The sequence below is a fragment of the Acidilutibacter cellobiosedens genome (assembly GCF_004103715.1).
In the GTDB taxonomy this organism is placed as follows: Bacteria; Bacillota; Clostridia; order Tissierellales; family Acidilutibacteraceae; genus Acidilutibacter; species Acidilutibacter cellobiosedens.
Window position 1 is genome coordinate 585987 of sequence record NZ_CP035282.1, and the last position, 15399, is coordinate 601385.

Annotated in this window: 12 protein-coding genes; 10 read left to right on the forward strand and 2 right to left on the reverse strand. The window is 35.0% G+C overall.

Annotated features, from left to right (window positions below; all coding sequences use genetic code 11):
* Window positions 1–34: 34 nt before the first annotated feature.
* The 4 genes from EQM13_RS02850 to EQM13_RS18985 all read left to right on the forward strand — a co-directional run bounded on the left by EQM13_RS02850 (window position 35) and on the right by EQM13_RS18985 (window position 2350).
* Complete coding sequence (locus EQM13_RS02850; RefSeq protein WP_128751903.1) at window positions 35–742, forward strand: hypothetical protein; 708 nt, start codon at window positions 35–37, stop codon at window positions 740–742.
* A gap of 468 nt (window positions 743–1210) precedes the next feature.
* Window positions 1211–1675: a hypothetical protein gene (locus EQM13_RS18440; protein ID WP_206172785.1), complete on the forward strand. Its 465-nt coding sequence runs from the start codon at window positions 1211–1213 to the stop codon at window positions 1673–1675.
* Between the two features lie 127 nt (window positions 1676–1802).
* Window positions 1803–2093 carry a hypothetical protein gene (locus EQM13_RS18445; RefSeq protein WP_206172786.1) on the forward strand — a complete coding sequence of 97 codons (291 nt, stop codon included), beginning with the start codon at window positions 1803–1805 and terminating at the stop codon, window positions 2091–2093.
* 149 nt (window positions 2094–2242) lie between these two features.
* Window positions 2243–2350, forward strand: a complete 108-nt coding sequence (locus EQM13_RS18985; RefSeq protein WP_373419507.1) for a putative holin-like toxin — start codon at window positions 2243–2245, stop codon at window positions 2348–2350.
* A gap of 655 nt (window positions 2351–3005) precedes the next feature.
* Here EQM13_RS18985 and EQM13_RS02865 read toward each other — a convergent pair.
* A complete protein-coding gene (locus tag EQM13_RS02865) occupies window positions 3006–6092 on the reverse strand; it encodes a DUF4183 domain-containing protein (RefSeq protein WP_128751904.1) in 3087 nt (1028 codons plus the stop codon).
* A gap of 94 nt (window positions 6093–6186) precedes the next feature.
* The gene (locus EQM13_RS02870) at window positions 6187–6540 is read right to left on the reverse strand and encodes a DUF4183 domain-containing protein (protein ID WP_206172787.1); all 354 of its coding nucleotides are present in this window, start codon (window positions 6538–6540) and stop codon (window positions 6187–6189) included.
* Window positions 6541–6743: 203 nt separating this feature from the next.
* Between EQM13_RS02870 and EQM13_RS02875 the strand changes: the two genes are divergently transcribed.
* From EQM13_RS02875 to EQM13_RS02900, 6 genes are all read left to right on the forward strand, one after another.
* Window positions 6744–7025, forward strand: a complete 282-nt coding sequence (locus EQM13_RS02875; RefSeq protein ID WP_114218281.1) for a nucleotidyltransferase family protein — start codon at window positions 6744–6746, stop codon at window positions 7023–7025.
* 136 nt (window positions 7026–7161) lie between these two features.
* On the forward strand, window positions 7162–7569 hold the full coding sequence (locus EQM13_RS02880; protein ID WP_114218280.1) for a hypothetical protein: 408 nt from the start codon (window positions 7162–7164) through the stop codon (window positions 7567–7569).
* 252 nt (window positions 7570–7821) lie between these two features.
* On the forward strand, window positions 7822–12681 hold the full coding sequence (locus EQM13_RS02885) for a S8 family peptidase (protein ID WP_128751906.1): 4860 nt from the start codon (window positions 7822–7824) through the stop codon (window positions 12679–12681).
* 85 nt (window positions 12682–12766) lie between these two features.
* Window positions 12767–13618: a MurR/RpiR family transcriptional regulator gene (locus EQM13_RS02890; protein ID WP_161567161.1), complete on the forward strand. Its 852-nt coding sequence runs from the start codon at window positions 12767–12769 to the stop codon at window positions 13616–13618.
* A gap of 150 nt (window positions 13619–13768) precedes the next feature.
* Window positions 13769–14545 carry a PTS mannose/fructose/sorbose/N-acetylgalactosamine transporter subunit IIC gene (locus EQM13_RS02895; protein ID WP_071139548.1) on the forward strand — a complete coding sequence of 259 codons (777 nt, stop codon included), beginning with the start codon at window positions 13769–13771 and terminating at the stop codon, window positions 14543–14545.
* On the forward strand, window positions 14538–15347 hold the full coding sequence (locus EQM13_RS02900; protein WP_071139549.1) for a PTS system mannose/fructose/sorbose family transporter subunit IID: 810 nt from the start codon (window positions 14538–14540) through the stop codon (window positions 15345–15347). Before EQM13_RS02895 ends, EQM13_RS02900 begins: the two co-directional genes overlap by 8 nt.
* Window positions 15348–15399 lie beyond the last annotated feature (52 nt).

The window sequence follows — 15399 nt, forward strand, 5'->3', positions numbered from 1 at the left end:
GAACGCCGTATGCGGTGAAAGCCGCACGTACGGTGTGGACCAAGCGAAATCCGTAAGGATAGCAAGGGATAGCGTACCGGTAAATAAAACTGCGTTGCAGACTGCAGTGTCGGGAGCAAACACAAATAAAGTGACAGCTGTAGTAAGCATAGACGGGTCAGACGTAGACCAAGATAATCATTGGGTAACACAAGTAGAGATGACAGCTTATGAAACTGCCATATCAAACGCTCAAGCAGTGTTAGACAAAGCAGGTGCCACACAAGAAGAAGTAGATGCTCAAGTTATAGCGTTAAATACAGCTACAGGCACATTTAACAATGCTAAAAAACCTGGAACAAAATTGGAAATAAAAAGTGTAACGTCGACCATTGTACATCTAACTGGGAATAGTACTGTAACTGCTGGTTTATCAGGAAATACTATAACTATAGGTGGTACAATTCCTAAATATCCGGATAGTATTTTAGGTCATGAACCAAACAGTAATTTGTTTGAAATTATGATAGTCTTGGATAATGTTAATAAAGAAACAGCAGTATGCAAGATAGTAGGGCCTAATAAAACTAACGAATATGCAGCAGGAAAATGGATGGACGGAGATAATTACTTCTACTTTGTAGGAGCAGTGAAGGATATCAATAGTACTTTTACGATTACTATTGACAATGATGGTGATGGTACTGCAGCTCCAATAACTTTTAATGTTGTAATTGCAGCAGATACTATATTAGGGCAATAAAAACTTGAGGACGTGGGGACGTTTCACTTGTCCGCATAACTCATCTGTCTAAGTAACAAAGTATTTCTATGCCGGCAATTATTGCAATTGCCGGCATAGATTTTTTCATACATAAAAAACAAATAATATTGTATAAATATGAATAATTTGGGATATGGGGACGTTTCGGGACCAGTGAAAAAGTCCGATTTTTTAATTTTTTATATCTACAAATCCGCATTTTTGCTGGAGTAATTTTTAAAAATAACAACTTTATCACTGGTCCCGGGCGTTTCACTTGTCTGCATAGTTCATCTGCCTAAGTGATAAAGTATTTTCTCTGCCAACAATTGCGATAATTGTCGGCAGAGATTTTTTTACTTTATTATAATTTAAAAAATCAATAAAAATAAATTGAAAATTATAATTATTATGATATTATTATACAAGAACATATGTTCTATATAATAATCGATAAGGGGGATTAATTTGGAAACCAAGATTACGTATCATGCCAAAGATGTATTATTTAAATCTTTAAGTGAAGTATATAAGGATCAGGCTTTGACATCTTATGGGCTGGACTTTCCCAAAATAGTAAGGATGCTTCCCAATGAATTTCCACAGGTTAAAGCAGATGAAAAGAAGGCAGACAGCGTATTTTTATTGGAAGATGATTCTGTTTTATTATTAGAATATGAAAGCAACAATAGAATTAAAGAAAATTTTATAAAATACGGAGAATATATAATAAGAATAATTAATAGGTATTATAGGGAATCAAGGGAAATAAAGACAGTGAATATGGCAGTAATATATGCAAGCGATATAGTAGAAGCCGAAAATAAAATAAGTTTTGGAAGTTTGAGTATAGGTGTTCAATCGGTGTTTATGAAAAATTTTGACGGGGAATTGGCATTAAGGAATATTCATGATAAAATAAAATCAGGATAAGAGTTGACGAACGAAGAAATAATAAGGCTTATACTCCTACCATTGATGAAGAGCAAAAAGAAAAGGCAGGAAATAATAGAGGAAAGTATGGACTTAGCAAAGAATATAAAAAGACGGAAAGAAGCAGTTGGCGGTAATAGCGGGATTGTTGACGGTGACTGACAAATTTATAGATGAGGAATATGCTAAAAATATAAGGGAGTGGTTGAGGATGACGAAAGTAGAGAAGATATACGAAGAAGAAAAGCAAAAACTTATTGAAGAGAAAGAAAAGGAAAAACAAAAACTTCTTAAAGAAAAGGAAAAAGAGAAGACATTGAAAATAGCAAAAAATTTATTGGATGTTTTAGTACCTGAACAAATAGCGAAAAAAACAGGGCTGACATTAGATGAAGTTTTAAAACTAAAAAATTTATAAGATAAAAGAGATAGTTATTTTTGGAGGACGAGAATGTAGTTAATTTTGTGCGAATATGAATAATCTGGTAAAATAGAATAAAGGTAATCGGGAAAAGTAGGGTGTGGATTGCCACCTCACTTCACAAACGGAAGGAGGTGGTAGGTATGATGAATACATATCAAGCAATATCATTAATGATTATGTTTGGCATGTTCGTTATATCACTAATCTCCTTAATAGTTAGCCTAAAGGATAACATTAAGAGAAAAAAATAGCCACCCTGCTGACACCAGGGTGGTAAAATTTTTTTAAACACTTTGGTGGCAACCGCACCGTTGCGGTGCCGATTACCTTATTAACATTATACCATAAATATATAAAAAGTAAACATATGTATTTAAATTTTACACTTGGGACGTGGGGACGTTTCGGGACCAGTGAAAAAGCTTGGATTCGAAAATATTAATGAATTTAGGGACTTTTTAAAACAATTATAAAGAATAAGCGGGACAAGGGAACAGATTTTTTGTCCCAATCAGACTTTTTGAATCACAATGTATAAGCAATAGGAATAATCCATCTGTTCATATAGGGAAACATTTTTATGTCGGCAGTTATCACAATCGCTGGCATAGATTTTTTTGTACGACATGAAGGGACAATTTGAAGTAGACCGGTATATGTAGGGGTGTATATTCGATATTTATAATAAACATAAAAGGTGTATAAGCATATAATTATATAGCAAGAAATATACCCTTGAAGAGGAATGAGAAAATTGTGATTATCCCTGAGAGGCTGATAAAAGAAAGAATGGGGAAGTTAAAATCTTAAATAAATCGACGATACGAGGGGATGATTTGAGATCGCTTCAGGCAGAAAGAGAACCGCTGCAAAACTAATTTACTCTGTTAGTTTTGTGGGCGGTCCCTATTGTTGTATTAAGAATAAAGAAACAAATTTTATGGAAATAGGAGTGCCTTCTACGGGTACCCGTTCTGCTTTTAATATAAGAATACCGGGTTCAACTATATAATTGCTTTTCGGCTGTATTACTCCATTTATGAAAAGGTTCAAATAAGAAATTTGCTGAGGATCAAGGATTCCTCTGTTGCCATACACGGTTAATTCGTCTGTATTTGTATAAACTTTTTTTCCGGATGCAAGAGTGTTATACTGATAAGTTTCCGCTTTCATAAGCCGATTATTTTCTTCCTTTATTTTTAAATACTGAAGGATAATCGGCACACCTTCCCGAGGGATATCTTCTGTTTTTAGTGTCAAGAGACCTTGTTCTAATGCATAGTTAATCTCGGGCTGCAATACCCCATTAATAAAAAGATTAAAAAAGGAGACTTCATTTGGATTAGGAATTCCTTCATCGGTAAATTCTCTTTTTATTCCGTCTGAATTAGTATTATATTGATTGTTTTCCGCGCTGATAATCTTATTGTCTTTACTGTTAAAGGATCCGGCGACCTCTGCCGTTAGTACAACCGTAGTACCGGAATTTAAAGTTCCGATATTCCAGATAATTTGGCTATTTTGTTGGAAAGCAGTACCTTGAGTAAGGCTGATAATATTAAGGTCAACTAAATTATCTAAAAACAAAGTATCTGTCATAACAACATTACTTACAGGAACATGCTTGTCATTAGATACACGAATTTCTATTCTCCACATATTGATGGCATTATTACTGACTTCTAAAGGCCCTGATGTGATATACTTTTTGATGGTTAAATTATCAAATTCAATGGGGTACTGGTCATTATTACCGAACCTTTCCGGTTTTTTATGAACATATAAATTATCCTGCAATGGATAAAAGTTAGGAAAATTCTTAAATTGAAAAATATCACAGCTTGAACTTTCTATAAATTCCCGACAGCAAGGAGGTTCTTGGCAGATTCCGAAGTTAGGTATTAATAGCTGGACTTTTCCTACTGCTTTAATAATAAGCACAACACCTACTGAGAAGTTTAATTGATTATTAAATATAATAGGGGTATCTAAAAGTTTTGAACTGGTTTCTACTGCAATATCAAATGAAAACTTATTTCTCCCTTCCGGTATAAACATGATAATATCATTAGCTATATCGGGTAGATATCCTTTTATTACATCTTTATTCATAGTAGTAATTTCAAATGGTATTCTCAATAGAAATTGAACTCTCTTGAAATTTGGCCTATTATTTATATCAGTTATTTTTAGAGTACCTTCTATAATGAATCCCGGCTTAAATGTAATACTTCTGAATTTACTATTGCCTATATCTGTTTTTATACATTCAAAGCAATCTTTCTGTTGATATTGAGAATGAACCTTGTTGGCAATAATACATGTATTTTTTAAATTATGTATATAATCTAAAACTTTTATTGATTCTCCGGAAGATATATCTGATAGTATATAGGTATCTGAATTTGAATTTAAAACTGATACAATGGCTCTGCCAAGAGAACGTAACCCGGGAGTATTGAAAAGGCCTTTGATTTCAAAAGTGGCCGTTAATGTCCTGCCGGGGGGAAGTTCTTCAATATTCCAAATAATAACGTTGTGGTATATGGAGATATTTCCTGAAGATACAAACAGAATATTGATATTGTCAAATTTATCAAACAGGATATAATCTGTTACAATGATATTTTTTAAAACGTTATTTGTTAAATTGGTAACCTTCAGAGAAAAATTCCACCTCATAAATTTACCTGAGAAGGCAACCAAAGGTCTATTTAAGATGGATTTTTGCAGCAGTAATTGTTTTTTTACCGGTTTTTCAGATGAAATTACCATGATTTGAATATCCTGCGAAGGTCCCGCAAATATTTTACCGGAAGGCATATTTCCGATTGCCGAAGCAGTATCTAAATTTCTGAATCCGTCTATAGCAAATGAACCGATAATATCTGCTACTAAAATGGAAATTTCCGATTTTTTCAGTGTATTGATTTCCCAGAGAATTTTATCGCCTGATAAGGAAGCATTTCCGTGAGATATGCTGATAATTTTAATATTACTGATATTTTCAATAAGCAAAGTATCTGTCACAAGGATATCCGATATAGCACCGCCGCTAAGATTGGTTATCTTTATTTCCACTCTCCAGGTGCTGATTTTTCCGATATTTATTTTTATCGGGCCTGACGTAATGGTTTTAGTAATATCCAATCCTTTAACAACTTCGATTGAGTTTCCGGAAACAATATCGGATATTATACTTCCTAAAGAATTATTGCCGGTTGATAGGCCACGACTAATGAATCGAATGCCGTCAGCTTTAAAAAAACCTTTTATTTTAAAACTTACAGTGGCAGATTCTGATGTATTCAGAACATCTACATTCCAAATAATCGTTTCATCATTTATAATAATATTACCTTGAGACGGAGGAGAGTTTTTTATGTTTAAAACAGAATCTATCAGAATATTATCTGTCACAACAATATTGTTAATCGTCGTATTTCCTATATTGCTTATTACTATTGCAAATTCCCAAGTGGCTGTATGGCCTATGGGAACAGATGTGGGGCCGGATATAATAATTTTTTCTAACTTCAGATAAGGCTGTAAAGTTTCTCTGATATTAATATTTTTATCCGATATAGGGCCAGCGGATATATGTCCATAAGGTAAGATGCCTTCAGCTATAGCAGAATTAAGATTAGCCGACCATTCCTCTTTAATGGTAACAAAGGTGATGATAATAGAGACATCTTTCGAAGGAATATCTTCTGTTTTCAGCAGGAGCAGTCCCTTTTCAATTTCATAGTTAGTCTTTGGCTGTAATACTCCGTTAATAAACAAGTCAAAGTAAGAAACATCATTAGGATCGAGGATACCCCTGTCTCCATATTCTATTAATTCATCATCATTTGTATAAGTCCTCTTTATACCGTCAGACAATGCGTTATATTGATAAATATCGGCACCCAGTAGTTTTTCCTTATACGGATATCGGGTGTTTTTATTTTTTAAATGAGGAGTAATCTTAGAAAGTTTATCTTTGGACATAACTATCACTCCCAGAATGAATATATTTTCCTTCAATTATTCTATGCTTATAACAAAAAGGATGTGCCAATCGGCACATCCTCGAATATATTTATTAAGTTGTTATTGTAGTTGTAGAAGTAGAAATTGGATTGAAGTTATTTACAGTTAAGGTAATTGGTGTACCAACAGGGATTGTAGATGCTTGATTAATGACAACTTGGGAACCGTCGGTACTAACTGTAAACAAACTGGATTGTTGTAATACACCATTTATAAATAACAGATAATATCCATTATCTGTAGATACAGTTGTCAGATTACCAGTCATGATATTGCCGGCATCGTCTGTGAATTGAGTAGCCGGAATAGTGAGTACATCATCAGTTCTTTCATCTTCCCTTAATTCATAAAAGTATTTGCTGATTTCCGGATTAATATCAACATCTGTTGTAGTGACAGCACTCATCACTAATTTTAATAATTTTGCAGCCATTATTTGTCCTCCTTTTTATTGGATTTTAAACCTGTTTACATAATAATATATTAGACAAGTTTTTAATTTGTTACTTATTTAAGCTGTATTTATACTTTTTACGGCTGCCTTTATCATCTCCCTCTACTTCTTATATATAAAATAAAACGAAATTTTACTATTGTAATTTTAAAAAAGTGATTGAGATTAAAAAAGTAGTAAGTGATGTTTCAAAGAAATATGATGTTCAGAGAGTTGCTTTTTTTGGTTCCTATGCACGAGGAGAAGCTAATTTAAATAGCGATATTGATTTACAGGTTGATAAGGGAGAAATAAAGGGACTTTTTCAACTTTCAGGCTTTCATTTAGATATTGAAGATAAATTGAATGTTGATGTTGATATTTTAACAACTGAAAGCCTCAGTGATGAATTTCTTACACGCATAGGGAAGGAGGGAATTATTCTCTATGAACGGTAAAGATAGAAATATATATATTTTTAACTATAAAATCATTTTATATTAAATATAATATCCATAGAAATATTTGTGAAAAGTTTTCCTTTAGTATATAATATAAATATATACAATATGAGGCGGGGAGAGGTGAATAACTGTGACCAACGAAGAGTTTCAGAAGATAGTCCTACAGGAGCTGAAAAGCTTAAGAGAAGGCCAGAATAGCTTAGAGGAAAGGCAGAAAAACTTAGAAGAAAGTCAGAAGGACTTAATAGAAGGACAGAAGACCTTACTTGAAGGCCAGATAAGGTTGGAAGAACGACAGACGAAACTGGAAGAACGACAGATGAAGCTGGAAGAACGACAGGGTAACTTAGAAGAGGAGATAAAAGATATCAAGAAGGATTTAAAAGCTGTAATCGATCAAACCGCTGATTTAACTGAATTTAGAGAAGAAGCAAATAAAAAGCTTGATTTTTTGATTGAAGACAACAGATCCATACATGAAATTTTAGGTGAACACGAAATTTCAATCAGAACTTTACGCAGAAGGCCTGTGGTTTAATAAAAGCCCTTTGAATTTGAGGATTTCCCAAATTCAAAGGGCTTTTATGTTAAGTTACAATATGCGTATAAACTTCTTCTTAACATATGAAAATGATATTGTATTATTCCCGATGTTATGATAATATTAATATCGATGATAATGATAATCATTATCGACGTGTTAATATAACGTTAATTATAAAGTTAAGGGGAGGTGAAATAATTATTATCTTAACGTTATGTTAAACCATTATGTTAAGGAGGAGATAATTTGATCAATAGAGCAGTTAAGCAAATATTGATATTTACATTGGTTTTCTCAATGATATTTACAGGTGTGATTCCTGGAATTGTAAATAATACGGTGAGAGCGGAAGAAACCGAAGCGGTATCCGATGAACAAGAGAAAAATATAATACCCGAGGAAGAAAAAACGGGAGAAGATACGTCTGAAAAAGAAGATGAAGTTAATCAGGAAGAAGAGAATAATTTGCCGGAAGAATCCGAAGAAGAAAATGCGGAACCTTCCGAGAAATTAACGGCAGACATTATAAATTTGAGCCTTGGAGGAAAAGGCTACAGCACAACTATGGCAGAAGCCGTGGAATACGCTCAGGATAAGGGAGTCCTTGTAGTTGCTGCTGCAGGAAATGAAGGAGAAGATGCTTCAAGATATTATCCCGCAGGACTTCCGGGAGTTTTAACTGCAGGTGCTGTGGACAGAAGCGGGAATATAGCAAGTTTCTCCAATATAGGCAGCAGAGTTGATATATTTGCTCCCGGGGTGGATATTGTATCCACATCTATAAAGGGAAGCGGAACAATGGGTAATGATGAAAAAGGATATTATGAAAAAGCAAATGGCACTTCTTTTTCTTCGCCATATACGGCAGGAGTGGCGGCAGTTTATAAGATCAAAAATCCCGATGCAAGTGCTGGTCAGATAATAGAAGTTATCAAGAATTCGGCCGTTCAAGGTAAAAAGTGTATAAAACTGAATATGTACAATGCTGTCGTTTTAGGGGAAAGTCATGAAAGCTACATACAGTTTCTTACTCCTAAGAAGGATAGCTATATATCGGATGTGGTAGAGATTAAGGCCCGAATTATAAAGAATTCCGATCAGATAGGGAAAGTAGGATTTTATTTGGATTCTGTCTCGGATAAAAATAAGATTGCCGAAATAGAAAATGACGGGAATAAAGAAATATATGAATACGAGTGGAATACAGAAAAAGTGAAAGAAGGCAAACATAATATAATAGCCGTTGTTTATGATACTGCCGGCGATATAAAAAATAAAGTGGAAACATCAATATATGTTATAAACGAAGTGAATTCCGGATTGGTATTGAAAGTAAAAGATCCAAGGGGAAATGTAGCTGTAAACGCACAAATACAGCTATATGATAAAAAAACCGAAGACGAAAAGGAAAGCTATGAGGAAATATGGGAAGGAACAACGGACGATCAAGGTCTGGTTCGTATACCGAATACTATAATAGACGATATGACTAAATATTATGTTCTTATAAACGGAGTATTTGATTTTGAAGGGTCCCCTGCGGGAAGTACTTTGTTTATTTACAGAAGAGAAGTGGAGGGGCCGAATACTGTTGAAATAAATGGGGAAGGCACTGTCCCAGTCAAATTCAATATAAACGACAAGAAAGGTGATACTATTTCCGAAGCCCAGTATTATGCTACTGCAGTTGATGAAAACGGGTTAAAAATAGGAAGTACAAGTTCCTTAAATTCTAAGACATATAATTCCCCTACCATTTATATGGATAAGGGAAAATATGATTTGTTTGCATACAGCAAAACCGACAACGAGACATATTTTTTAAGTGAATTTGGAAAGAACATAGATAATTCGGACAAGGAACTGATATTTGACGGAAAGAAAACAGGGTCCGTTTCTTTGAATTTGAATTATCCTGAAAATATAGAAGTGGTAAACAGTTATCTGTATTTGTACAATAAGTATACTGAAGCCTCTATAGGAATATCCGCAGATGAAGAAATTGCAGGGAAGGATATATTGGTATCTGCGGGAGATTATAGCTATACAACTGAAATTGAGATAAAGGTTCCAGGCTATGACACCAATTGGGTATATGTATTTGACAGCCTGGGGGATTCGGAGAATATAAAGGAAAATATGGATAATAAGATAACTCTCGGCGGAAATATTAAATTGGATGTTTATGAACTTGATAAGGATACCATGAAGAATTATGTTGAAGGAATAGGCGGAACTTTTAACGAATCCGATATTCAATATTCTGAAAGAGACGGAGTAAAGGTATACAAGATTCCGAGAGGTTATAACATGGAATATACGAAACACAGATTTACGGATGAAAATAACAACGGGCTGGTGGCTATATATAAGGGAAGCCTCGGAGAAGATTCCGTAAATATATATGGAAATGTTCAGGCTTCAAGTTTGGAAGAAGTAAATCCGTATTATTGTATAACGAGGCTTTCGGACGGATATCAACCTTATAACATGGCATTTAATTTGTTCTATCAATATGCTTTCTGGTATATCGGAAATCCTGCCTTGACCGTAGGAGAATATGATGTCGATTTAATTCTTGAAAAAAACCCTCTGGCTGAAAGCGGAATCAAAGGCCACATGATTCAGAATATATATGATGAAGATGTCAAGGTATTGAAGTTAAAAGACGAAAAGGGAAATGTCCTTAAGCCTTATACTTGGATATACAGGTTGGAAAAAGACGAGGAAGGCAATAGTTATTGGGAACAAAGCTACGGATTGTGGTGCGATAGGACCGGCAAGGATATTGGCGCCATAGTTATAGATTCCGGTACGAAACTTTCGGAAAAGAAAAACGGAAATATGGCAGTATTTTATTATACTGATGAAAAAACGGATAAGAATGTGTTTATATTTAGAACCTTTACGACTTTGGATGAATTAGAAAAGAATATGACCATAAATATAGAAGACCTTCAACTGGTCAGATTCAATCCGGTAGACAGCAAGGGCCAAAAACTTGATGCTATGGATTTAAGCCAAAGTATAATAATCGAAAATGATAATTTAGCAATTCCTTTTAGCCATAACATAGATATGTTATATACGGACGGAGTTTATATGGAACCGGGAGAATACGGGTTTAACGGCATATATATTACTCCAAAAGATAATGGGGGCAAATACAACTGCTATTATTTAATTAACACGGGTGTAGATATAACAAAGGATGGGAAAAACAATGAAGTAAAATTGGACGGAGCAAATACCGCCAAGATAAACGTAGAAGTGGATAAAGGAAAATATGAAAGCATAAGAGGCATACAACTTTTGCCATTTAACAAATATCAGTACAGCATCAGTGAGGCCCAGCTTCAAGGAAATGTATTCTATGTTTCTGCTGGAATTAAATATGATGATGTCAAATTGGTATACGTGTTAGGTGATCCTGAAGATTCTTCTTATCTTTGGAATTACTTTGTTGACAAGGATGATTGGAAGGGAAAAGAATTTAAAAAAGGTGAAGAATATACTTTGAATTATGGGGCCAAGCTCAATTCTTCAATCAAATTGAATAAGAATCTGATAAATACGGGAGACAGCATATCGGGGATATCGAGTATTACTGACCAGTACGGCAATAGAATAAGCCAAGTGGAAGTGACTTCAAATCCCTATTGGATAATGGATTCGGAGAATACGTCTGATTATAATCAAGTATATACTTATCTTCCGAACGGGAAGGTATCCATAGTACCATATCAGTTTAAAGATGATGTTTATGGAATTAATCATGATGACGACAGCTCATTTGAAATAAGGCATGTAAATCCTCATTTGAAGGTATATAAATTAACCGAAGGCAAAGAACAAACGGTACTTAATGAAGCTAAAGAAGAATATTACAACGGATTTAATGAAAGCACTAAAAACATGACACTCGGAGAATACAGGGCAGAATTATCATTAAGTACGGGGCCTGACGGAATTATTTCTACGGGAAGCAAAGACGGCTTGTTTACTATAGCTAAAAAGGAAATAACCCCTCCGACAGACGACGATGACGACAACGACAATAATGACGATAATGATAGTGGCAAAAAAGAAAGCAAGGACGGAAGTCCATCTAATACTCAAACAGCGGAGAATAAAGAAATTACATCTGATCAAACTTCGGCAGAGTTGTTAAACGGCGAAATTAAGATGGAATTTGATAAGGGACTTTTAGGTGAGAAGGCTAAGGTATCGGCAAGCGTAATAGATGAGAAAAATGTATCTGTTCCTAAGGCACAAGATATGGAAAAGTTGAGTTTGGCGGGAAAGATATACAAAATTGATTCTTCTGTTAATAAGTTTGACAATCATATTTCCCTAACTTTGAAATATGATAAGGAAAAAGTGAAAGATGTAAATAAATTGGGGATATATCGATATGATGAGAAGGATAAACAATGGATATATGCAGGCGGAAAGGTAAGCTCCGACAGAACAGGAATAATGGCCGAAATAGAGAACTTTGGCATATATGCGGTTATGGAATATGAGAAAACATTTAAAGACATACAAAATCATTGGGCTAAGGAAGATATAGAGATATTGGCATCCAAGCATATAGTGGAGGGAACAGGAGAAGATTTCCTTCCAAATGAGAAGATAACAAGAAAGGAATTTGCGGTATTGTTGTCAAGGGCACTTAGAGTTAAAGGTACGGATTTGGATAATAGCAAATTTACGGATGTTTCCTCAGATGAATGGTATGCACCTTATATAAACGGGGTATATGAAGCGGGGATAATAGAAGGTACGGAGGAAAACAGATTTGAACCTGACAAAGAGATAACGAGGGAACAAATGATAACAATGATAATGAGATGCTATAACAATCTTACAAATAGTGATTACAATGAGATGATGGCAACATCTCAACTGAGGTTTAAAGATGAGGAAACCATAAGTGAGTGGGCATATCAGGCGGCTGTAATAGGAAATTCTCTGGGGATTGTAAAAGGAAAAGAAGGAGAAGTGTTTGCTCCGAAGGATACTGCAACAACACGCGGGGACGGTTCTTCTGTGTTAAAAACACAGAAGAACCGTCCCTGCGTGTTTAAATTAATTTTTATTTAAATAAAAATTAATTCTTGAAATACCATTTCATAAGATATATAATATTTATGAAATGGTATTTCAAGAATTGAATTGGGGGTATAAAATGTTGATAAAAGAAATGATTTCTAAATTATCTCCTTCAGAGAAAAAAGTTGCGGAATATATAATGGCAAATCCGGAGGAATCGTTAAAGCTCAGTGTTGAACAACTGTCCAAGGCTTGCGGGACAAGCGGAGCCACCGTAGTAAGATTTTGCAAGACTATGGGTTTGAACAGTTTTCAAAATTTAAAGTTAAGGATTTGTTCCGATTTGAACAAGGAAAACGATCTATTTTATACTGATATAGTTCCTGACGAGAAAAAAGAAGTGATTGTAAAGAAAATCACCGATAACAACATAAAGGCAATAGTGGATACAAGTAACACAATCGACATGAATGAACTTGAAAAAGCTGTTGAAGCAATAAAAAAGGCGGATAGGATAGTTTTCTTCGGAGTCGGGGCTTCTTATATAGTTACAGAAGATGCGGCCCAGAAATTTTTAAGAATAGGCAAAAATTGTTTTTCACCTTCGGAAACTCAACTGGCGGCAGCCATAGTAGGTACTTTAAAGGAGAATGATTTGGTATTTGGAGTATCCTTTTCAGGAGAGACGGAAGAAGTTTTGGGGATATTAAATCTTGCAAGGAATAAGAATCTGAAAACAATATCTTTAACCCAGCTGGGTAAATCAAAAGTGGCAAATGCGGGAGATATAAAATTATTTACTGCGCCTTCCATTGAAGCTCCCCTCAGAAGTGCCGCCACATCTTCGAGGATGGCCCAACTCCATGTAATAGATATTTTGTTTATGTGCGTAGCTGCTTCGGATTTTGATGAAACAATTAATTCCCTTGAAAAAACGAAAGAATCTATCCGTTCCCTTAAGAATATGACATACAAAAAAATTAAATGAAGAGGGACGCTGAATAATAAAGATGTTTTGATATTAGGATTGGTTCAGAGAAAGATAAATATAATACGAAAGGTGATGATAAAGGAAAATAATAGCATTTAAAGAACTACGGGAAATTGTTTCTTAAAAAAAGACAGGAGGGAGAAAATTTTGGAATTATCACTTATGCAGATTCTTTTAATAAGCTTATATGCTTTTATTTCAGATGTTGACGGACTTACCTTCCAGATGGGATTGTCAAATGCCATCTTTGCAGGAGCTTTTACCGGAATTGTTGTCGGGGACATTAAACTTGGACTGGCTATCGGTGCTACTTTGCAGTTAATGGGACTTGGAGTGGCAACTTATGGAGGAGCTTCCGTACCTAATTATAAGGCTGCCGCTATGTTGGGGACTGCTTTTGCCGCCATAACAGGGCAAAGTATTGAATTTGCCATTGGTATTGCTGTTCCCGTTGGTATATTGCTTACACATATGGGGACTTTGGTAAGATTCGTAAATGTATTTTTCCAACATAAAGCGGAAAAATATGCGGATGAAGCAAACCTGACGGGAGTTTCGAGGTCTAATGCTCTTTGTTGCCTTACTTGGGGTTTCGGAGCCGCTATTCCTGTATTTTTAGGATTATATTTCGGCAGTGAGGTTGTAGGGTTTGTAACGGATAAAATACCGGTATGGCTTTTAACCGGACTGAAAGTATCCGGAAAAATACTTCCTGCGATGGGTATTGCCATTTTGATGAGATATCTTCCTCTTAAAAAGTTTTACCCATTTATGATTTTGGGTTTTGCCATAGCCGCATTTTTAAACGTAAGTTTAGTCGGCGTAGCAATAATAGGATTTGCTATAGCGGCAATATGGTTGATGATTAAAAACCAGGGGCTGCAAGTTCAATCCCAGGATGAAGGAGGAGATATTGATGACTGACAGTACACAGATAAAGAAAATAGATAAAAGCGATATGAGAAAAGTATATTGGAGACAGTTATTCGGTATTCAGGTAGGATGGAATTATGAGAAAATGATGGGATTAGGTTATTGTTACAGTATGATACCCGTAATTAAGAAATTGTATAATACAAAGGAGAAGATATCGGAAGCATTAAAACTACATCTTCAATTCTTTAATACAAATCCCACAATGGCACCTTTTATTCTCGGGGCTGATATAGCTTTGGAAGAAAAAATGGGTTTGGAAAATAAGGATGCCGTTAACAGTATGAAAATAGGTCTTATGGGACCTTTTGCAGGAATAGGGGATACCATATTTGTGGCAATTTATAGGGCTATAGTTTTCAGTATAAGTGCTTACCTTGCATTGGAGGGCAATATCTTCGGAGCAATTTTTCCTATAATAACAGCTGTTGCTATGTGGTGGGTAAAATATAAGTTTTTGTGGATAGGCTATCACCAAGGGCAGAAAATTGCTTCGGGATTTTCAAATTCCCTTCAACGACTGAATGAAGCAGCTACCATACTTGGATTGATTGTAATAGGAGCCCTTATACCTTCCGTTATAACCGTCGGCGTTCCTTATGTATATAAGAGAGGGGAAGTTACAATGGAACTTCAAGGTATGCTTGATAAGATCATGCCTTCTATGGTTCCTGTAGCGGTTGTATTACTGTCTTACTGGTTATTAGGCAGAAAGAATATGACTTCCACAAAACTTATTTTCATCCTTTTATTCTTGGGAATAATATTGGGAGCATTGAATATCTTAGGATAACAGGGTACGGTCAAAGACCGTGCCCGGCAAATATAGGATGGGGTGGTAGATA

What these genes read in the sequence shown, in the direction of transcription:
- EQM13_RS18985 (WP_373419507.1), top strand. Translation starts at nt 2,243, where the DNA reads ATGAATACATATCAAGCAATATCATTAATGATTATGTTTGGCATGTTC.
- EQM13_RS02865 (WP_128751904.1), bottom strand. Translation starts at nt 6,092, where the DNA reads ATGTCCAAAGATAAACTTTCTAAGATTACTCCTCATTTAAAAAATAAA.
- EQM13_RS02870 (WP_206172787.1), bottom strand. Translation starts at nt 6,540, where the DNA reads ATGAGTGCTGTCACTACAACAGATGTTGATATTAATCCGGAAATCAGC.
- EQM13_RS02890 (WP_161567161.1), top strand. Translation starts at nt 12,767, where the DNA reads ATGTTGATAAAAGAAATGATTTCTAAATTATCTCCTTCAGAGAAAAAA.
- EQM13_RS02900 (WP_071139549.1), top strand. Translation starts at nt 14,538, where the DNA reads ATGACTGACAGTACACAGATAAAGAAAATAGATAAAAGCGATATGAGA.